Source organism: Nocardia rhizosphaerihabitans, from assembly GCF_014646295.1.
Lineage (GTDB): Bacteria > Actinomycetota > Actinomycetes > Mycobacteriales > Mycobacteriaceae > Nocardia > Nocardia rhizosphaerihabitans.
In genome coordinates, this window is sequence record NZ_BMNE01000008.1 from 172,838 (window position 1) to 191,184 (window position 18,347).

The window sequence follows — 18,347 nt, forward strand, 5'->3', positions numbered from 1 at the left end:
GGTCCCCCCGGATGGTCGGCGGTCGCAACCGCGAGCTGATAATTCGGCCGTCAGTTTACGGCTTCAACTTGGAACACTAACCCGGTGGTCGGTCGCGTTGCGCGCCCGGCTGCCGGTGATTCGTGCCGCGGCCAGCTTGCCCGACAGCAACGTGGTGGGCACACCCACCCCCGGAGTGGTGCCGCAACCTGCGAGAACGACGTTGTCCACGCCCCTTGGCAGGTTGCGTGGCCGGAACGGGCCGGTCTGCCGGAACAGATGCGCGATCGAGAACGGTGTGCCCGCGATCATGCCCTGCGCGGCCCACGTCGCCGGTGTGTCGACGTGGTCGACCCGGAAATGCTCGGTGATGCCGGTGTAGCCGCGCCGTTCCAGCTCCGCGAGCAGCTCGTTGAGATAGGCGGGGCCGAGGCGGTCCCAGTCCAGCGGCGCGGCGTCCAGGTTCGGGCACGGCGCGAGGACCGACAGTGGTTCGTGCCTGCCGTCGGCGCGGTCGACGAACTGGCCGGGATCGGTGAGCGCGGGCCTGGTCAGCAGCAGCGACGGGTCGCTCATCAGCTTGCCCCGCCCGCGGCGCGCGGAGATCTCGGTGAACGTCGTCGCCCAGGCGGCGCCGAAATCGATCGTGTGATGCGCCTGCACCGGCCATTGCGCGGCGACCTCGGCGGGCACGGTGCCGTGCGCGACCACCGCCGACGGCGAGGCTCGCAGACCACGGCGATACCGCAGGCCGAATCGGGGCAGCGAACCGAGATCGGCGGTGAGGACGACGGCATCGCACGCGAAGCTGCGACCATCGACGGTGCGGACCGCCTCGGCGCGCCGCGACGTTCCGCCGCTCGCCGTGTAGTCGATGCCCGCGACCTCGGCCTCGAGCACCAGCTGCCCACCGGCGGCGACGAAGGCCTCGGCCAGCGCGGCCGTGATCGCGCGCATGCCGCCCTCGGGGAAGAAGACACCGAGGCAGGTGTCCATGTTGGGGATCGCGCCGTAGAGCGCCAGCGCCTTGTCCGGCACCGTCCCCGCGTAGAGCGCCTGGAAGGTGAACAGCCTGGCCAGGCGCTCGTCACGCAGGTATGAGCGCACTCGCGGCCCCAGCCTGCCGAAGCCGCCGAGCCGGACCAGCGTCGCCAGCGAGGCGCGGGAGCGCTTGCCGCGCACCAGGTCCAGCGGCGAATCGAAGTTCGCGTCCATGAAGTCGTCGTACTCGGCGCCGTAGATTCGGCCCAGCCAGTCCCGCAGCCGCCGGTAGTTGCCCGCCTCGGCCGGTCCACAGGTGTCGGCGACCTCGGCGGCCATCGCGGCGGCGTCGTCGAAGACGCGGATGTCGCTGCCGTCGGCGTAGCGCGCGTGATAGGCGGGCGCGAGGCGGTGGATCCGCAGGCCGACGCTCTCGCGCGAGTGCCCGACAGCCGCCAGCGCCTCGTCGATCAGCTCCGGCAGGGTGAGTACCGTTGCGCCGCTGTCGATCTCGTAGTCGTCGAACCGGTAGCGCCCGACCCGGCCGCCGGGATGATCGGCCCGTTCGAGCACCGTGACCTCGACGCCGGCGCCGCGCAGGTGCAGCGCCGCGGCGAGCCCGGCCAGTCCCGCGCCGACCACGACGACATGATTCGCTTGTCCCACAACGTTTTTCATATCAGCCTCAGGCGGCGCGACGGGTGGCGGCCAGCGCCATTTCGTGCAGCAACTGCTTGGCCTGGGTGGTCGCGCTGCTGGCCGCCACGGCGCGCAGACCGGTGTCGGTGAGCTCGGTGATGCGGCGTTCGACGTCGTCGACCGCGCCGAGCTCGGTGAGCAGCGCGCGCAGCCGGTCCACGGCCGCGTCGTCGAGGTCGGTGCCGAGCCCGGTGCGGATCAGTGCCGCCGACTCCGGATCGGCCCGGCGCAGCGCCTCCGCGATCAGCACCGTGCGCTTGCCCTCGCGCAGGTCGTCACCGGACGGCTTGCCGGTGACGGCCGGGTCGCCGAACACGCCGAGCAGGTCGTCGCGCAGCTGGAAGGCGATGCCGACGTCGGTGCCGTAGATCCGCAGCGCCGCCACCAGGTCGTCGTCGGCGCCTGCCAGCGCGGCACCCAGATGCAGTGGTCGTTCGATCGTGTACGCGGCGGTCTTGTACCGGTTGATCCGCAGCGCGGCCTCGACCGATTCGTCGCCACCGGCCTCGCCGTTGATGTCGAGCAGCTGCCCGCCGAGCACCTCGGTCCGCATCCGCGCCCACACCGGCGCGAACCTGGCCAGCGCGGCCGGGGTGAGCCCGGCCGCGTGCACCAGATCATCGGCCCAGGCCAGCGCCAGATCGCCGATCAGGATCGCGACCGCCCTGCCGTATTCGGCGCCGTCGCCGGGCCAGCCCGCCGCCCGATGCCGGTCCTCGAAGTCGATGTGCACGGTCGGGAAACCGCGCCGGGTCTGCGAGGAGTCGATGATGTCGTCGTGCACCAGCGCGCACGCCTGCACCAGTTCCAGTGCCGAGCAGGCGGTGAGCACCGCGGCCGCCTCGGGCCCGGCCGGGTCGCCGCCGGCGCCGAGCCAGCCGGTCCAGGCGAAGCCCGGCCTGGTTCGCTTGCCGCCACGGATGACGAACTGTTCCAGCGCCTCGGCGGCGTCGACGAACACCGGCCCGAGCGGGTCGACGATCTCGCGCCGGGTGGCGAAGAAACCGGCCAGCACCTGCTCGACCGCGGTGACGAAGGCGGGCGTGCCCGGCGTGAGGGTGACGAAGTCGACCGAGGCCGCCGTGTCGGCGACGGACCGGGAAAGCGGGGTACCGATTCCGGCGGACAGGGTGGCCTCCAGGTGCGGAAGTGGGCGAGCGGATGGACCGGGTTCGCACGCGGCGGTGCGATCACCGGCGTCTGGTCGCAGAATACGCGGGTGGCGCGGGGGTGTCGTCGGCGCACATGGCCGCTGCGACCGACCCCACACCTGGCGATTCGGCGGCGTCCGGCCTCCGATCGACGAGCGTCCAGCGGACTTGACGGTCGAGCGGCTGGTCCGTGCCCGATTCCGGATTGCGCGGGCCGCCGGTTCGCGGTGGGCGCAGCCGCGCGGTGCCGTCCCACTACACTGGACCGGTGACTTTCGACAATGGACGGGGACGTTCGACCCCAGATCGACCCGCCCAGAAGCAGCCGATCGTCTCGAACACCCCTTCGGTGGTGCAGAGCCTGCGCACTCATTCGGGCAGCGGCGTGCCGTTCTCGGTGGAGTTCAACCCGCCACGTGACGCGGCGGGTGAGGCCAGGCTGTGGCGTGCGGTCCGCGAGTTCGAGCGGATGCACCCGGCCTTCGTGTCGATGACCTACGGCGCGGGCGGCTCCACCAAGGACCGCACCGTGCGCATCACCGGTGAGCTCGCCACCGAGACCACCCTGCTGCCGGTCGCCCACCTCACCGCCGTCGGCCACAGCATGGGCGAACTGCGCGCGCTGGTCGGCTCCTACGCCGACTCGGGCATCCGCAACCTGCTCGTCCTGCGCGGCGACCCGCCCGGTGATCCGCTCGGTGAGTGGCGCAAGCATCCCGAGGGCGTCGAGTTTGCCGAGGAATTGGTGCGCATCGTGCGCGACCTCGGTGACTTCCACGTCGGTGTCGCCTCGTTCCCGCAGGGCCACCACCGCTCGCCCGACCTCGATCACGACACCCGTCACCTCGTCGCGAAACTGCGTGCGGGCGCGGAGTATTCGATCACGCAGATGTTCTTCGACGTGGAGCACTACCTGCGCCTGCGCGACCGGGTGCTGGCCGCCGACCCGATCGAGGGCGCCAAGCCGATCATCCCCGAGCTGATGCCCATCACCTCGCTGCGCACGGTCCAGCGCGCCGAGGAACTCTGCGGACGCCCCCTCGCCCCCGCGGTGATGGAACGCCTGACCCGCGCCGCGGGCACCGGCCCCGAAGAGGACAAGGCCGCCGTGCGCGCCGAAGGCATCCAGATCGCCACCGAAATGGCCCAGCGCCTCATCGACGAGGGCGCCCCCTGCCTGCACTTCATCACCCTCAACTTCGCCAAAGCGACCAGCGAGGTCCTCACCAACCTCGGCTACGGCGTCACAGCGGCCCCGCTCAGCGCGTAGCCACCAGCTCGTTCCAGGTCCGTTCCCAGCTCCGGGTCATCGCCGGGTAGACGATCAGGTACCGGAACGGTTTGATGAACGCCATGTAGGCGCGGCCGAACAGGCCGTTCGGCTTCACCAGGACGGCCATCTGCAGGTGGTAGCCCGGACCGGTGTCGTCAGGCACCCAGCCCAGGTGCATGACGCCATGCATGGTGCCGTTGGCGATCTCCGCGGCGTACTCGTCGTCGAGGACGTACACGCTGGTCAGCGGACTGTCCGTGTCATCGGGGCAGGGTGTGTCACGCAGATCGGCGGGCAGCCGGTCCCGCAGCGATCCCACCCGTCCTCCGGTCCCGGCCGACTCCCGATCCCAGCCGAACACCTCACCCAGCTTCCATCGGATCTTGAACAGCAGCCCGCTGATGCCCGAGGAATCGGAGGCCCTGGCCGCCTGCAACGCCGCGAGCAAGGCGGGAAAGTCGTCCGCCCTGCCCCCGGGCGTCCGAAACCGCCACACGTCTTCGACATCGAAATCCCCGGCGATCTCGTGAATGCGCCACGGTCGATCGGTATGTGCCGCTGCGGAAAGCCGCATGAGAGAAACCCCTATCCGTACGGATGCGTATGGATAGGAGATTACCCCCTGTTATACGCCTACGTATAGAGGCGACTCGTGTGACAAAGGAGGGCTTGACGTGTCGGTCGCGCCGCGTATGCCGACAATCGAATCGAAGACGCGAGGAGTCGGGTAAGTCATTGAGTCGGTGGATATTTCGGACAGCAACGGCGTGGCTTGGCAAACCCGCCGATCGGTACTGGCTCCCCACCCGCCGCGCAACTTAGGGCCTGACGAAGACCGACGACGAACGCGCACGGATGTACCATGACCTGGTCGATAAGGTGTTGTCCGAGGCGGCCAGCCGACGGTTGGAGGAACTGAGGACGATGACCTACGAGTACCAGGGCCGAATCGCCCGCAAGTATGTCGAAGAGGGGCGCGAAGAAGGTCGCGAGGAGGGCGTCGCGGCCAGCATCATCACCGTCCTCAGCGCGCGTCGAATCGTCGTCTCGGAGGATCAGCGGGCCAGGATCGAGCAGTGCCGGGATCTGGCCCAGCTCGACACTTGGTTGCGGCGCGCGATCGACGCTGCCACGACAGCAGACCTTTTCGACTGAATCCACGCGACACTCGCGCTCCGCCCGGCTGATGCAGGGCAACGCTATTCGCAGCACCGGGGGCGGGATCTCGGGAGCGGCCGGTGCTGCGGGGCCGTAGTTGCGGCACGACCCCGCAGCGCAGGGTTCAAGCCGCGCGTGCGGCGCGCAGGCCCCAGGCGTCGGCCAGGAGGCGGTGGGATTCCAGGCGGTCGGTGTGGTCGTGGGTGATGGTGGTGATCAGGAGTTCAGTGGCGTCGGTGACTTTGACCAGGGCTTCCAGGCGTTCGGTGACCGTGTCGGGGGAGCCGACTATCTGGGCGGCGAGGCGGTCCTCGACCAGGCGGAGCTGGTCGGGGGTGAGGGGTGAGGCGGTGGTGGGGTCGCGGTATTCGCTCGCGCCGGAACCGCTGCGGATGCTGTGGACCCAGTGGCCGTAGGTGCTCGCGTGGTGGCGGGCGGTGGCGTCGTCGGCGGCGACCACGACATCGGCCGACACGATCACGTGCGGCTCGGCGAGGGTGGGCGAGGGCCGGAACGCCGCCCGGTAGGCCTCGACCGCGTCCAGCGCGGTGCCGGGGGAGACGTGATAGGCCGCCGCGAACGGCAACCCGAGCCTGCCCGCCACTTCGGCGCTCTCACCGGCCGTGCTGCCGAACAACCACAGTTCGACATCGGCGCCCTCGCCCGGAACCGCGTGCAGCGCAACATCATCGGACGAGGTATAGGTGCCCTCGAGCAGGGCGCGGACCTCGGCGATCTGATCGGGGAAGTCCAGCGCCTCGGCGTGCGGCTGCTGCAACGCCTCGAGCGAGGCGGCGAACTTGGACCGGTCGGTGATCCCGCGCGGGTCGAACGGCGGCGGCACCACCACGCCGTCGCGGATCCGCGTGCGCCCGGTGACCGTGTCCAGCACCGGATGCCCGCCCTTGGCGGTGGACGCCTCCGCCCCGAACAGGCTGCGCCGATGCCCTGACCGGCCCAGACCCAGATCGAGCCGCCCCGGATGCAGCGCGTCGACGGTGCCGAACGCCTCGACGATCGAGGCCGAGGTGTGATGACCCACCTGCACCGCGCCGGTGCCGACCCGAATGCGGGAGGTAGCGGCCGCGACCAGGGCGAGCAGGGTCAGCGAGGACGAACTGGCCACCGACACGAAATGATGTTCGGCCAGCCAATACCGGTGGTAGCCCCACTGTTCGGCGTGCTGGGCGAGATCGATCGTGTTGCGCACTGCCTGCGCGGCACTCGACCCTTCGCTGATCGGCGCGAGGTCGAGGATCGACAGCGGAACCGTCACAGCTTCGGATCCTGTTCTCCCGCTTCGATCGCCACCCGCAGCCGGTTCTCGGCCGGCGCCACCGGGCAGGTCGCGTAGTCGGTGAAGGCGCACGGCAGGTTCACCGCCCGGTTGAAGTCCAGGGTCACGGTGCTGTCGGCCTCGACCGCCCCGATCGCGAGCGACCGCGCCGCCGGGTAGGTGGTGACCCCACTGGTGGCATCGGTGAACAGCACCTTCAGATCCGCGGGCGTGCCGAAGGCGACGAGCGTCTCCACGGCGTCGCCGATCCGGAATTCGATGGTCCCCGCCGCGCTGTGATGGTGTTCGAGCCCGTCCACGACCGCACCGGTCGTGATCGTGCGGGCAGTCTCGAACGGGGTGAACCGGCCGGTGACGACCCAGCGCGGGTCGGCCGGATAGGCGGGGACCCCGGTGAACGCGACCAGGGTGGGCGCGGCCGGGTCGTGCACGCGCACGGCGTACTGCCCGGAGCGCCGGATCACCTCGAAAACCCGCTCCTCGTTGAACACGCTCAGTCCCGGCGCGCCCTCGGCGGGAGTCAGAATCCGCACGCCCGCGATCCGTTCGCCCTCGACGTCGAGCCGGTCGGCGGGCTGGGCGGTGATGAACACCTTCTCGTCGGTCACCCACCAGGTGCCGGGGACGCCGTCGAGGCGTTCGGGGCTGTCGGTGAGCCAGTGCAGCCCGGCGAGGCTGAGCCAGCCGAGGGGGTCGCGCAGGCCGTCCTCGCGGGCGTCGTGCCAGCGGTGCCAGTCGTCGGTGAACGTTGTTGCGGTGCTGGTGGTGTCGACGGTGATCGTCATGACGCGCGTGCTCCTTCGGCGATGGCGGGGTGGTTGGGTTGACGCAGACCGAGGTGGTCGCGCAGCGTGGTGCCGGTGTAGGCGGTGCGGAAACTGCCGCGTTCCTGCAGTTCCGGCACGACCGTGTCGACGAATTCGTCGAGCCCGGCGGGAGTGAGGTGCGGGACGAGAATGAACCCGTCGGCGGCATCGGTTTGCACGTAGTGGTCGATCTGCTCGGCGACCTGGGCGGCGGTGCCGATGAACTGCTGGCGGCTGGTGACCTCGATGATCAGCTCGCGGATGCTGAGCTTCCCCGCCTCGGCCTGCGCCCGCCATGCCTTCGCCATGGCCAATGGATCTTTCGCGTGCCGCACCCGGCCCCGGGTGATCTCGGTGGTGGTGTCGGGTTCGATGTCGGGCAGCGGGCCGTCGGGGTCGTAGCCGGAGAGGTCGCGGCCCCAAACCTGTTCGAGGAAGGCGATCGCGGTCTGCGGGCTCACCTGCTGGTACCGGATCTCCCTGGCTCGCTCGTGCGCGTCGGCTTCGGTGTCGCCGAGGACGAAGGTGGCCGCCGGGAAGACCAGCAGTTCATCGTGTGCGCGACCGTATTTCGCGAGCCGCCCCTTGATGTCGGCGTAGAACTTCTGGCCCGCCTCGAGGGTGCCGTGCACGGTGAAGATGGCGTCGGCGGTCTTCGCCCCGAATTCGCGTCCCTCGTCGGAATCACCCGCCTGCAACAACACCGGGTGTCCCTGCGGACTCGACGGCAGGACGAACGTGGCATCGATGTCGAATTGGCTGCTGCGGAAGGCGGTTCCGGGCACCTCCTCGGCGAAGACACCGCGTTCCCGGTCGACGACGAACGCGTCGGCAGGCCAGCTGTCCCACAGCGCCCTGGTCGCTTCGACAACCTCGGCCGCGCGCCGGTACCGCTCGCTGTGCTCCAGATATCCACCGCGCCGGAAGTTCTCCCCGGTGAACGCGTCGGAGGAGGTGACCACGTTCCAGGCCGCCCGGCCGCCCGAGAGATGATCCAGCGAGGCGAACTGCTTGGCCAGCTCGAACGGCTCGTTGTAGGTGCTGTTGATGGTGCCCGCCAGCCCGAGCCGCTCGGTGACGGCGGCGACCGCGTTGAGCACGGTGAACGTGTCCGGCCTGCCCACCACGTCGAGATCGTGGATGCGGCCCCGGTGCTCGCGCAGCCGCAGGCCCTCGGCCAGGAAGAAGAAGTCGAACAGGCCGCGTTCGGCGGTCCGGGCCAGGTGTTCGAACGAGGCGAAGTCGATCTGCGACTTCGACGCCGGATCGGCCCAGACGGTCGTGTTGTTGACGCCGGGGAAGTGCGCGGCGAGATGGACTTGCTTGCGTGGCTTCGAGGTCACAGCGCTGCTCCTTGCGTGGTCGCGTAGCGGCTGGCGGGGCGGGGGAGGCCGAGGCGGTCGCGGAGGGTGCCCGGTGTGGATTCGGCCGGGGGACGTGCGGTGAGTGCCGCGAGCGTGGCGTGCAGCGCGAGCGGTCGCAGGACCACACCGTCGGCGGCGTCGGTGCGGGCGATCTCGTCGAGGAGTTCGTCGAGCGCGGTGGCGGTGCCCACGTACCGCAGGGCAGTGTCGTCGGCCTGCGCGAACCACCGGTCCAGCTCGGCGACCTCGGCGTGCGCTTGCTCGGCCGAATCAGCCAGGTGGACAGGAAGATCCAGCAGCACGCGCACGGTGTCGGGATCGCGGCCCGCCGTGGCGAGGGCGGCACGCAGCGCGAGGCGGCGTTCGGCGGCGGTGGCGAGGTCGGGGGCGGAGATGCGGAGGAGGTCGGCGCGGCGCACCGCGACGTCGATGGACGCGGGATCGTCGGCGCGCACGGTTACGATCGGCTGACCCTGTGGCGAGCGCGGGGTGATCGACGGGCCCTTCACCGAGAAGTTCTCGCCGGCGAAGTCGATGTAGTGCAGCCGATCCCGGTCGATGAACCGGCCGGTGGCCACATCGCGGATCTCGGCGCCGTCCTCCCAGCTGTCCCACAGGCGGGTCACCACCTCGACCGCTTCGTCGGCCTCGTGCCACAGTTGCGCGTCGGACTGAACACCCTTGCGGCCGAACGCCTTCGCCTGCCCGGCACCGATGGACACCCCGACTTCCCAGCCCGCGCGGCCCAGGCTCGCGAAGTCGAGCGCGGCGATCGCCTTGGACACATGGAACGGTTCGGTGTGGGTGACCGGGACCTGCGGGATCAGCCCGATCCGCCGGGTGTCCGGCGCGGTCCGGGCGGCGATCGCGACCGCGTCGAGCCTGCCGCGGGTCACCGCCGCGCCGCCCTCCTGCAGGCCGAACGAGTCGGGCAGGAACACCGCGTCGAACCCGAGTTCTTCGGCCCGCGAGACGACCTCGGTCCAGTAGCGAGCGCTGAACAGATCTTCGGCCCGCGAATCGGCACGCCGCCAGGACGCGGGATGCGTTCCGGTGCCCGCTGTTTCGATGCCGAGGAACAGTGTGACCTTGCTCATCGGGTGAGGTCCTTTCCGTCGATGCGGTCGATCCGGATGCCGGGCGCCGGGATCGCCGCGAGCAGCTCCCTGGTGTAGGCGTGCTGCGGATCGGTGAACAGGGTTGCCGTCGGCCCGGTTTCGACGATGCGGCCGTGTCGCATCACCGCCACCCGGTCGCTGATCTGGCGGACGACGGCCAGGTCGTGGGAGATGAACAGGTAGCCGAGGGCCAGGTCGCGTTGCAGGCCGTCGAGCAGATCGAGGATCTGCGCCTGCACCGAGGCATCGAGCGCCGAGACCGGTTCGTCGAGGACCAGCAGATCGGGGCGCAGGGCCAGCGCGCGGGCGATCGCCACCCGCTGCCGCTGGCCTCCGGACAGTTCGGCGGGTTTGCGCGTGCTGAAGTCGGCGGGCAGCGCGACCTGGTCGAGCAGTTCGGTCACCCGGCGGTCCTGCTCGGCGCGGCGGCCGACACGGTAGGCGCGCAGCGGCTCGGCGATGATGTCGCCGATCTGCCAGCGCGGATCCAGCGACGAGTACGGGTTCTGATACACCACCTGGAAGCGTCTGCGCAGTTCGCGCAGTCGGCGGCGGCGCGCGGTGGTGAGGTCGTGGCCGTCGAACGTCACCGTGCCGCTGTCGGGTTCGGTGAGACGCAGGGCGATGCGCGCGGTGGTGGACTTGCCCGACCCGGACTCGCCGACCAGGGCGAGGGTCTCCCCGCGGTCGAGGGTGAACTCGACATCGTCGACGGCGGTGACGTCGGCCGCGTGAAAACGCTTGTGCAGGGCGTGCACCGAGAGCAAGGGCGATTCGGCCCGGGTTCGTGGCGGTCGGAACCCGGTGGGCGCGAGCGCCGGTGATGCGGCCAGCAGCCGTCGCGTGTAGGGATGCGCCGGACGGGCGAGAACCTGGGCAGTCGGCCCGGATTCGACGACCTCACCCTGGGCGAGCACCACGAGTCGATCGGCCCGCTCGGCGGCCACGGCAAGATCGTGGGTGATCAGCAGCACCGCCGTGCCGCGGGCCGCGATCCGCTCGGCCAGCCGATCCAGCACCTGCCGGGCGACCGTCGCGTCGAGCGCGCTGGTCGGCTCGTCGGCGATGATCAACTCCGGCCCGCAGGCCAGTGCGATGGCGATCAGCACCCGCTGGCGCTGCCCGCCGGACAGCTCGTGCGGATACTGCCGTGCCCGGATCTCCGGCCGGTCCAGCCCGACCTCTTCGAGCAGGTCCAGCGCCTGCAACCGGGCGCCGCGCCGATCGGCCAGGCGATGCACCAGCAGTGCTTCGGCGACCTGATCGCCCACCCGCACGACAGGATTCAGCGAAAGGCCCGGATCCTGTGGGACGAAACCGACTCGGGCGCCGCGAAGTCGACGCAGCGCCTTCTCGTCTGTCGGATCGACCTGCTCGTCGGCGAATTCGATACTGCCCGAGACGATCCGCGCGGAATCGCCGAGCAGACCGATCATCGCGTGCGCCAGCGTGGACTTGCCCGAGCCGGATTCGCCGACCAGCGCCACCACCTCGCCGCGCTCGACCTCGATCGAGGCGCCGCGCAGGGCGTCGACCGGGCCGGAGCTCGATCGGTAGGCGATGTATAGATCTGCCACGCGCAGCAGCGGTCCTGCCTGTTCTCGACGTGTCACCGCCGCACCGGACCGCGAAGTCGACCGGCCTGGCGAGACATCCGCGTGTTCGATGGTCTCCGCGCCGCCGATTCCGGTCGGCGACCCGCTCGCGCTCATCGGTTCTCCGCCTTCCCCGCGAAACGACCCAGACGCTGCGCCGACAGCACGACCGCGACGATGACCAGGCCCGGCAGGGTGGTCAGCCACCACGCGGAGGCCAGGAAGTTGCGGCCTTCCGAGATCAGCGAACCCCATTCGGGGGTGGGCGGTTTGGTGCCGTAACCGAGGAAGCTCAGCGAGGACACCGCCAGCACCGCCATCCCGAATTCCACGGCGGCCAGCGCCAGGACCGGCTGGAACGAATTCGGCAGGACATGCCGGGCCAGCACCGTGTACCAGCGCACGCCCGACGCGTGTGCCGCTTCGACATACGGCGCGTGCCGTACCCGCAGCACCTCCGAACGCATGACCCGGGCGAAGTTCGCGATCAACGAGATGCCCACGGCGAGGGCGACATTGCGGGTGCCGAAGCCGAGCGCGGTCACCAGTGCCAGGGACAGCAGCAGCGCCGGGATCGACAGCAGCACATCGACGACCCGCATGATCGCCGTGTCGACGATGCCGCCCGCCGCGCCGGACAGCAGCCCGAGCAGCGAGCCGACGACCAGCGCGATACCGACCGCGGTGAGGGTGGCGGTGAGTGAGAGCCCGGCGCCGTGCACCATCCGCGTGTAGAGATCGCGGCCGAGATTGTCGGTGCCGAACCAGTGCGCCGCGCTGGGCGCCTGGAACTTCTCCGCGGGCACGCCGGTCAGCGGGTCGCCGGAGGCGAAGACCGACGGCGCCACCGCCCACCCGATCGCGACGGCGAGCACCACACCCGCGACCAGCAGGCCCAGATGGCTACGGACCCATCGCGCGATCTCGGTGGCCCGGACCGCACTGTCGTCGGCCGCCGCGGGCCGCTCGGCGACCGATCCACGGCGCACGAGGAGGTCAACCATGGTCGTTCCCTTCGGTGTCGATGCCGGTCTCCGAGGCGGCCGGAGCGGGCGTGGAGTCAGGCACCGTGCACCGCCTTCGCGGCGACATCGGCCTTCGTATCCGGGAGTTCGGTGCTGTCGCCGGAGGGCGTCGTCAGTTTCGTACGCCCCCGGCTACCGGTGATCCGCGGATCGAGCAGGGGATACAGCAGATCGACGGTCAGGTTCACGACGACGAAGATCAGCGCCGACAGCAGCACCACGCCCTGCACGACGGGAATGTCCTGGTTGAGCACGGACGTCTGGGTCAGCCTGCCGACACCGGCGCGGGCGAACACCGACTCCACCACCACCGACCCGGCCAGCATGGTGCCCACCAGCACACCGGCGATGGTGAACGCGGGCACGCTCGCCAGCCGGGCGACGTGGCGCCGCTGCACCCACCACCGCGACGCGCCCTTGGCGAGCGCGACCTCGGTGAACGGCTGCCGCCACGTCTGCTCGAGTCCGGCGGCGAGCACCTGGGCGATCACCGCCCCGATCGGCAGCGCCAGGGTCAGCGCGGGAAGCAGGGTGCCGCGCAGTCCCGTCCCGCCGAACGCCGGGAACCAGTGCAGGCGAAAGGAGAACAGCTGCAACAGGATCAGGCCGGTCCAGAAGGTCGGTACCGAAACACCCAGCGGCGGCAGGGCACCGAGCGCGTTGCGCAGCCACGGCCGTCGTGTGTAGGTGGCGGCAAAGGCCACAGCGGTGCCACCTATCGCGGCGAAAAGCAGGGCTAGCAGGGTCAATCCGAGAGTCGACGGCAGCGCGTCGCCGAGCGCCTCGGTGACCGGCTGACCGGTGCTGATGGACCGCCCGAGGTCACCGGTGACCGCATTGCCGAGCGCGCTCACGTACTGCTCCCACAGCGGCTTGTCCAGGCCGTAGCGGGCCTGCAGCTCCGCGATCGCCACCTTGTCGACAGCGGTGCCGGGCCCACCGCCGTCGGCGGCCATCGACACCGGATCCGTGGGCAGCAGGTAGAGCACGACGAAGGAGATCGTGAACGCCGCCCACAACACCCAGATCGCCTGCAGCACCCGGGAGCCCACGTAGCGCCCCATGATCAGCGCCCGCTCAGCCAGGTGTCGAAGAACTGCAGCCGGGCCGAGGCCTCGAACTTCAGATCCTGGGTGTTCGAGGCCGCGCCGATCGCCTGGGACAACTCGACGGTGGGGATGTAGAGGCCGTTGTCGAGGATCTGCTGCTGCGCGGTCTTGATCAGCGTCGCCCGTGCGGCCGGATCATTGGCGGCCAGCTGCTTGTCCAGTGTTTCGTCCAGCGCCGGGATCGGTCCACGGGCGTTGAGGTTGCGACCGGTGAGCGAGAAGGACGTGCGCAGGATGTCGCCGTCGGCGCGGGTGGAGTTGCCGTAGGTGGCGTCGTAGTCCTTGGAGTTCATCGTGGCGGTCCACTCCGGCAGGGACACCAGGTCGAGTGTCAGGTCGACGCCCACCTGGCGCAGCTGCTGCTGCACCAGCTCCAGGATCGCCTGGTTGCCCGCGAACACCTGGCTGAACGTCACCGAGAAGCTCAGGCGCTCACCGTTCTTCGTGCGGATGCCGTCGGCGCCGGGGACCCAGCCTGCCTGGTCGAGGATCGACTTCGCCTTGGCCGGGTCGTGGGGCAGTTGGGCTGACAGATCCGCGTACGCGGGTGTCGCCGAGGCCAGGGTCGAGGTCGCGGCCTTGAATTGCGGGCCGAGCACGGTGTCCACGAGCTGCTTGCGGTCCAGCGCGGGCAGCAGAGCCTGGCGCACCGCCGGATCGCGCAGCGGACCACGAGTTACGTTGGGGTGCAGGCCGAACGGCGTGCCGGGGTTGGACGTGGACAGCACCTGACCGCCGACGGCCTCGATCTGCGGCGCGTCCTGGGGCAGCGCGTCGCTGATCGCGTCGAGCTGACCGGAGACGAGACTGCCGGTGCGTACCCCGGATTCGGGGACGACGGTGAACTCGATCCGATCCAGGTACGCCTCGCCCTGATGCCCGAATACCGCCGAGCCCCAGTGGTATCCGGCCCGCTTCGCCAGCGTCACCGAGACGTCCTGCTTGTAGCCGGCGTAGGTGAACGGCCCGCTGCCGATGTTGTCGCCCGCGCACCTGGCCTCGGCCGGTTCGGCATTGGTCGCCTGCGCCAGGATGCCGAGCTGCGGCGTCGAGGAGGCCTGCAGGAACTGGGCGTTGGGCTGGCTGAATTCCACTCGGGCGGTGAGCTTGTCGACCGCGGTCGTGCCCACGTAGTTGGTGAGGTAGCTCGTGCCGAGCGGCGCCTTCGCGCCACCGAGCTTCACGATCGCGTCGAAGGTGTCGCGCACCGAGTCCGCCGTGAGCGGGGTGCCGTCGCTGAAGGTGACGCCGTCGGCGAGTTTGAACGTGAACACCTTCGCGTCGGAGCTGACCTCCCAGCTCGTGGCCAGCCACGGCGTGATCGCGCCGGTCTTCGGGTCCTGATCGGTCAGCGAGTCGACGATCTGGCGGGCGACGTAGATGGACTGATTCGAGCCCGCCTGCGCCGGATCCGAGCACGACGGCGCCTGCGACAGGCCGTACCGCAGCGTGCCGCCGGGCTGCGGCGGACCGGCCTGCCCACCCGAACCTGCGCTGTCGCTACCGCACGCGACCACGGAGGTGGCGACGGCGAGAACGCCGGCGACGGCGGCGAGACGATGACGGGGACCGATCACAGGGTGCACTTTCTTCCTCCATCGAACCCGGCGGAAGCACCCACACCCGGGGAACGGGCGGGTTGCTGCGACGTCATCGAGCCAGGTCTCTCGGTCGCTCTGGATGGGTGCGCCCGGCCGCAGGGGCCGGTGCCGAATCAGCATGTGGCACTGCCGGGATGCTTCACAACGGTAAGGATCAGCGTGAGCGCAGAGCTTGGAACCGGCGGCGTACTCGGGCACACTCTGCGACGCGCCGACGGCTCGGTGCCACCTCACCTGCGCGAATTACGCCCGGTACGGGAGTAGCGTCAGATGTCTTCGCGTCCATGAGGAGTGCGCCGTGACCGAGCCGCGTCGTTGCACCACACTGACCACGCTGGCGGCCTGTGCCGCCGCGCTGCTACTGGCCGCGCCCACCGCGGTCGCAGCGCCCGAGGTAACCAGGGACGCGCCGGCGGCGCAGACGGCCGGTCCCGGCGACCTGCTCGGCGCGTATCAGACCGTCGTCGACACCCTCGAAGCGCTCGGCGTCCAACCGTTCCTGTATCCCACGGTCGCCGCGAACTGCGGCGGTGACGACCTCGGCCTCGTTCCCGCCGTCGCGGGTGCGGTCCCCGGCCCGTGGCCGGCGAATACCGTCCAGATCCCCGGCCTCGACCTCACCGCCGTGAAATCCGGCCAGACGATGTTCACCTTCCTGCCCTACGGCCTGTCACCGGACACGGCCACCACCAAGACCTCCGGCATGCAGGTGGCCTGGCTCAACATCAGCACCGGCCGCGGTGGCCTGGCCTCGATGGGCTCGATCGCCGACATCGTCCGCGCGATGGTCCCGCCCGAGGTACCCGTCGAACTACGCCCCCTCGCCGAAACCGCCATCCGCGACTTCCTGTTCACCGCCATCCCCGTCGGCGGCGTGCGCGCGGTCCCCGTCGACACCGGCCACGGCACCGTCCTGGCCGCCGTCTTCGGCACCACCGACAACGCGGGCCGCTCCTGCTTCTTCTTCCCGACCATCGGAATCACCGAAGTCCCCTGAGCGTTCGGGTGTCCTACTCCACGACGAGCCGGACCGTTCCCATGATCAGCGCCACCACCCCGGCGAATCCGGCAAGTACCGGCTTCGGCCAATGCTGCCGTCGCGGCGGACGACATCTTCCTGGCGTGCACCGAGGTCGAGGGCGCCGAGTCTGCGGATCGCGCGGGAGATCCTGGCGAGGGCTGACTGCTACAGGGTCAGGCGCGCTGTGCGGTGACGGTTGCCGGGGCGACGAGGGGGCGTTGTTTCCAGTGCAGTCTGCCGGTGCGGTGGCGGTGGTGCGAGCGCGTCCACAGGGTCAGGTAGTGGGCTACGCCCAGGGGGTGGGCCACGGCTGATGCGATGTCGGTGGGGGTAGGCGCGCGGCGGGTTTCGGTGCTGCGGGCGGCGAGCCGGCCTGCTACCGCGGCCAGGTAGCCGAGCAGTCCGGCGCGGCGGGTCCGGCCCCGTCCACAGAGGGCGGCGAGTGGGGGAATCCAATAGGCAAGGGCGGCAAGCGCTCCGATCGCGGCGCCGGCGTCGATCCGGCCGCCGTAGGCCGACCACAGCCAGCGGGTGTAGCCGTCGGTGAGTTCGCCTGCGCCGGTGTACATCCGGGTGCTCGCTGCCCGACCGGCCGTCACCAGGGCGGTGCCATGGCCTGCCCGGCGCAGCGCTCTGGCCAGATCGAGGTCCTCGGTGGCGCTGGCGGCGACGGCCGCGTGACCGCCGCCCGCGCGATACGCCTCGGCGTCGACGGCGAGGAACTGCCCGCACGCGACCGCGGTCGAGGGGCGCAGGCTGTGATTGGCCGGGCCGAGGGGCAGGGTCGAGGCCCAGGACCACGCGAGCAGTGGCTGGACAAGACGCTCGGTGCTCGTTCCCGCCTCCTGCACCGGCCAGGCCGACACCAGACCGGCTGCGCGCCTGCGCAATTCGGTGACGGCGGCGGCCACGGCGTGTGGGGCGAGGCGGACGTCGGCGTCGACGAAGACCAGGGCCGCCGCGTCGGTGCGGGCGGCGAGGCGGGCGCAGGCGGCGGCTTTGCCGGTCCAGCCGGGGGCGGGGTGGGCAGCGGAGCGGAGCACGCTGAAGCGGTCGTCGTCGCCGATCGCGGCGAGTGCGGCCTCGTAGGTGTTGTCGGTGGAGGCGTCGTCGAGGATGAGCACCCGCAGGCGCGGCACGCCGGTCTGGGCGCGCAGGTCGGCGATCAGGTCGGGCAGGCGGTCGGCTTCGTCGCGGGCGGGCACGCACACCGTCACGGGTTCGATCACGCCGGCGACCCGGCGCGGCAGGGTGCGCAACGTGACCAGGTTGTAGGCGGCGGTGGTCGCGCCCAGCGCGGCCAGACCGGTGCCTGCCCAGGTCAGGTAGCGGACCGCCGCGCCCATGTCAGCGGCCCAGCCTGCGGCTGGTGATGTCGCGCCACATCTCCTGTGGCGAGAAACCGCCGCGCGGTGCATTCGGCGGGCCGGGATTGCGGTCGCGGAAGGCGAGGCCCGCGACGAGCGCGGCGACGGCGAGGGTGATGCCGCCGACGATGCCCGCCCAGCCGGCGAACGAGCGGGTGTTCGGGTCGGCGTACTTCACCTCGGCCCGCAGGGTGGAGGTCTCACCGGCGGGCAGCTTCCAGGACACGGTGTTGTCGCCCTCGCGGGTGCCGTTGGTCTTGGCGACGCGGGCCGGGAAGGCGATGGAGAACTGCACGTCCGAGCCCTGCGGCGGCACCGACTCCAGGTCGACGCGGCCGGTGAGGCTCACCAGGTCGCCGTTGCGCTGGAACTCCAGGGTGAACATGCCCTGGGTCTGATCCGACAGGCCGCCGAGCTGGCCGACCTCGCCGAAGGACAGGTCGTCGAAGAACACCTGCGTGCCGACGTACCCGTCCTGGTTGTAGTTCTCGACGCGAACCTTGGCCGCCAGCGAATCGGGCGCCTTCAGCTGCGGACCCTTGTCGTCGGCGCCGGTCGGGACGACGGCGGCGACGATCCGTCCCGACACCCGGTCGTTGGACGACACGCCCATCGAGACCTGCACCCGCAGGCACCCGGCCAGCGCGGGCACCAGCATCGCCAGCAGGACGGCGACGGCCGCGACGCGACGCGCTGGCCCATGACGACGCGGCGAAGGAGTGGGCATGTCGGCGACGAGACTCGGCTGCACGGTTGACATCGTGCCAGGCCCGGGCCCGAGAACACACACGACGGGCCCACCA

16 protein-coding genes and 1 riboswitch are annotated in these 18,347 nt (G+C 70.5%); of the genes, 3 read left to right on the forward strand and 13 right to left on the reverse strand.

What is annotated here, in order from left to right:
• Positions 1-63 precede the first annotated feature (63 nt).
• Together crtI and IEY60_RS28955 are read right to left on the reverse strand one after the other, a co-directional pair.
• Complete coding sequence (gene crtI, locus IEY60_RS28950) at positions 64-1,638, reverse strand: phytoene desaturase family protein (protein WP_189033673.1); 1,575 nt, start codon at positions 1,636-1,638, stop codon at positions 64-66.
• Between the two features lie 7 nt (positions 1,639-1,645).
• The gene (locus IEY60_RS28955; protein WP_189033736.1) at positions 1,646-2,800 is read right to left on the reverse strand and encodes a polyprenyl synthetase family protein; all 1,155 of its coding nucleotides are present in this window, start codon (positions 2,798-2,800) and stop codon (positions 1,646-1,648) included.
• 338 nt (positions 2,801-3,138) lie between these two features.
• On the opposite strand from IEY60_RS28955, the gene IEY60_RS28960 reads away from it, so the two are divergent.
• Positions 3,139-4,080, forward strand: a complete 942-nt coding sequence (locus IEY60_RS28960; RefSeq protein ID WP_189033737.1) for a methylenetetrahydrofolate reductase — start codon at positions 3,139-3,141, stop codon at positions 4,078-4,080.
• On the opposite strand, the gene IEY60_RS28965 is transcribed toward IEY60_RS28960, so the two are convergent.
• A complete protein-coding gene (locus IEY60_RS28965) occupies positions 4,070-4,657 on the reverse strand; it encodes a DUF2867 domain-containing protein (RefSeq protein ID WP_189033674.1) in 588 nt (195 codons plus the stop codon). The two genes, IEY60_RS28960 and IEY60_RS28965, sit on opposite strands and share 11 nt — an antisense overlap.
• A 350-nt stretch (positions 4,658-5,007) precedes the next feature.
• Here IEY60_RS28965 and IEY60_RS28970 point away from each other — a divergent pair, with 350 nt between their 5' ends.
• On the forward strand, positions 5,008-5,238 hold the full coding sequence (locus tag IEY60_RS28970; protein WP_189033675.1) for a hypothetical protein: 231 nt from the start codon (positions 5,008-5,010) through the stop codon (positions 5,236-5,238).
• A gap of 127 nt (positions 5,239-5,365) precedes the next feature.
• Here IEY60_RS28970 and IEY60_RS28975 read toward each other — a convergent pair whose 3' ends face one another.
• The 8 genes from IEY60_RS28975 to IEY60_RS29010 are packed head-to-tail and all read right to left on the reverse strand — an operon-like array spanning position 5,366 to position 15,132.
• Positions 5,366-6,517, reverse strand: a complete 1,152-nt coding sequence (locus IEY60_RS28975; protein WP_189033676.1) for an LLM class flavin-dependent oxidoreductase — start codon at positions 6,515-6,517, stop codon at positions 5,366-5,368.
• The gene (locus tag IEY60_RS28980) at positions 6,514-7,323 is read right to left on the reverse strand and encodes a DUF1684 domain-containing protein (protein ID WP_189033677.1); all 810 of its coding nucleotides are present in this window, start codon (positions 7,321-7,323) and stop codon (positions 6,514-6,516) included. The genes IEY60_RS28975 and IEY60_RS28980 overlap by 4 nt, the downstream gene beginning before the upstream one ends.
• On the reverse strand, positions 7,320-8,687 hold the full coding sequence (locus tag IEY60_RS28985; protein WP_189033678.1) for an NtaA/DmoA family FMN-dependent monooxygenase: 1,368 nt from the start codon (positions 8,685-8,687) through the stop codon (positions 7,320-7,322). Before IEY60_RS28985 ends, IEY60_RS28980 begins: the two co-directional genes overlap by 4 nt.
• Complete coding sequence (locus IEY60_RS28990; protein ID WP_189033679.1) at positions 8,684-9,805, reverse strand: LLM class flavin-dependent oxidoreductase; 1,122 nt, start codon at positions 9,803-9,805, stop codon at positions 8,684-8,686. Before IEY60_RS28990 ends, IEY60_RS28985 begins: the two co-directional genes overlap by 4 nt.
• Positions 9,802-11,538: a dipeptide ABC transporter ATP-binding protein gene (locus IEY60_RS28995; protein WP_189033680.1), complete on the reverse strand. Its 1,737-nt coding sequence runs from the start codon at positions 11,536-11,538 to the stop codon at positions 9,802-9,804. The genes IEY60_RS28990 and IEY60_RS28995 overlap by 4 nt, the downstream gene beginning before the upstream one ends.
• Positions 11,535-12,425 carry an ABC transporter permease gene (locus tag IEY60_RS29000; RefSeq protein WP_189033681.1) on the reverse strand — a complete coding sequence of 297 codons (891 nt, stop codon included), beginning with the start codon at positions 12,423-12,425 and terminating at the stop codon, positions 11,535-11,537. Before IEY60_RS29000 ends, IEY60_RS28995 begins: the two co-directional genes overlap by 4 nt.
• Before the next feature lie 56 nt (positions 12,426-12,481).
• Positions 12,482-13,510: an ABC transporter permease gene (locus IEY60_RS29005; RefSeq protein ID WP_229740217.1), complete on the reverse strand. Its 1,029-nt coding sequence runs from the start codon at positions 13,508-13,510 to the stop codon at positions 12,482-12,484.
• Between the two features lie 2 nt (positions 13,511-13,512).
• Entirely contained in the window at positions 13,513-15,132 is a 1,620-nt protein-coding gene (locus tag IEY60_RS29010; RefSeq protein ID WP_189033682.1) for an ABC transporter substrate-binding protein, read from the reverse strand.
• Between the two features lie 15 nt (positions 15,133-15,147).
• Positions 15,148-15,242: riboswitch (SAM riboswitch) on the reverse strand.
• Positions 15,243-15,454: 212 nt separating this feature from the next.
• On the opposite strand from IEY60_RS29010, the gene IEY60_RS29015 reads away from it, so the two are divergent.
• Complete coding sequence (locus IEY60_RS29015) at positions 15,455-16,153, forward strand: hypothetical protein (protein WP_189033683.1); 699 nt, start codon at positions 15,455-15,457, stop codon at positions 16,151-16,153.
• 197 nt (positions 16,154-16,350) lie between these two features.
• Here IEY60_RS29015 and IEY60_RS29020 read toward each other — a convergent pair whose 3' ends face one another.
• Both IEY60_RS29020 and IEY60_RS29025 read right to left on the reverse strand, forming a co-directional pair.
• Positions 16,351-17,523 carry a glycosyltransferase gene (locus tag IEY60_RS29020; RefSeq protein ID WP_189033684.1) on the reverse strand — a complete coding sequence of 391 codons (1,173 nt, stop codon included), beginning with the start codon at positions 17,521-17,523 and terminating at the stop codon, positions 16,351-16,353.
• Between the two features lies 1 nt (position 17,524).
• A complete protein-coding gene (locus IEY60_RS29025; RefSeq protein WP_189033738.1) occupies positions 17,525-18,271 on the reverse strand; it encodes an LppM family (lipo)protein in 747 nt (248 codons plus the stop codon).
• Positions 18,272-18,347: the final 76 nt, after the last annotated feature.

Excerpts from the sequence above, each read along its gene's own strand:
- IEY60_RS28995 (WP_189033680.1), bottom strand. The coding sequence starts at position 11,538 with ATGAGCGCGAGCGGGTCGCCGACCGGAATCGGCGGCGCGGAGACCATC.
- IEY60_RS29025 (WP_189033738.1), bottom strand. The coding sequence starts at position 18,271 with ATGCCCACTCCTTCGCCGCGTCGTCATGGGCCAGCGCGTCGCGTCGCG.
- IEY60_RS28990 (WP_189033679.1), bottom strand. The coding sequence starts at position 9,805 with ATGAGCAAGGTCACACTGTTCCTCGGCATCGAAACAGCGGGCACCGGA.
- IEY60_RS29020 (WP_189033684.1), bottom strand. The coding sequence starts at position 17,523 with ATGGGCGCGGCGGTCCGCTACCTGACCTGGGCAGGCACCGGTCTGGCC.
- IEY60_RS29005 (WP_229740217.1), bottom strand. The coding sequence starts at position 13,510 with ATGGGGCGCTACGTGGGCTCCCGGGTGCTGCAGGCGATCTGGGTGTTG.
- IEY60_RS29000 (WP_189033681.1), bottom strand. The coding sequence starts at position 12,425 with ATGGTTGACCTCCTCGTGCGCCGTGGATCGGTCGCCGAGCGGCCCGCG.
- IEY60_RS28980 (WP_189033677.1), bottom strand. The coding sequence starts at position 7,323 with ATGACGATCACCGTCGACACCACCAGCACCGCAACAACGTTCACCGAC.
- crtI (WP_189033673.1), bottom strand. The coding sequence starts at position 1,638 with ATGAAAAACGTTGTGGGACAAGCGAATCATGTCGTCGTGGTCGGCGCG.
- IEY60_RS28965 (WP_189033674.1), bottom strand. The coding sequence starts at position 4,657 with ATGCGGCTTTCCGCAGCGGCACATACCGATCGACCGTGGCGCATTCAC.
- IEY60_RS28970 (WP_189033675.1), top strand. The coding sequence starts at position 5,008 with ATGACCTACGAGTACCAGGGCCGAATCGCCCGCAAGTATGTCGAAGAG.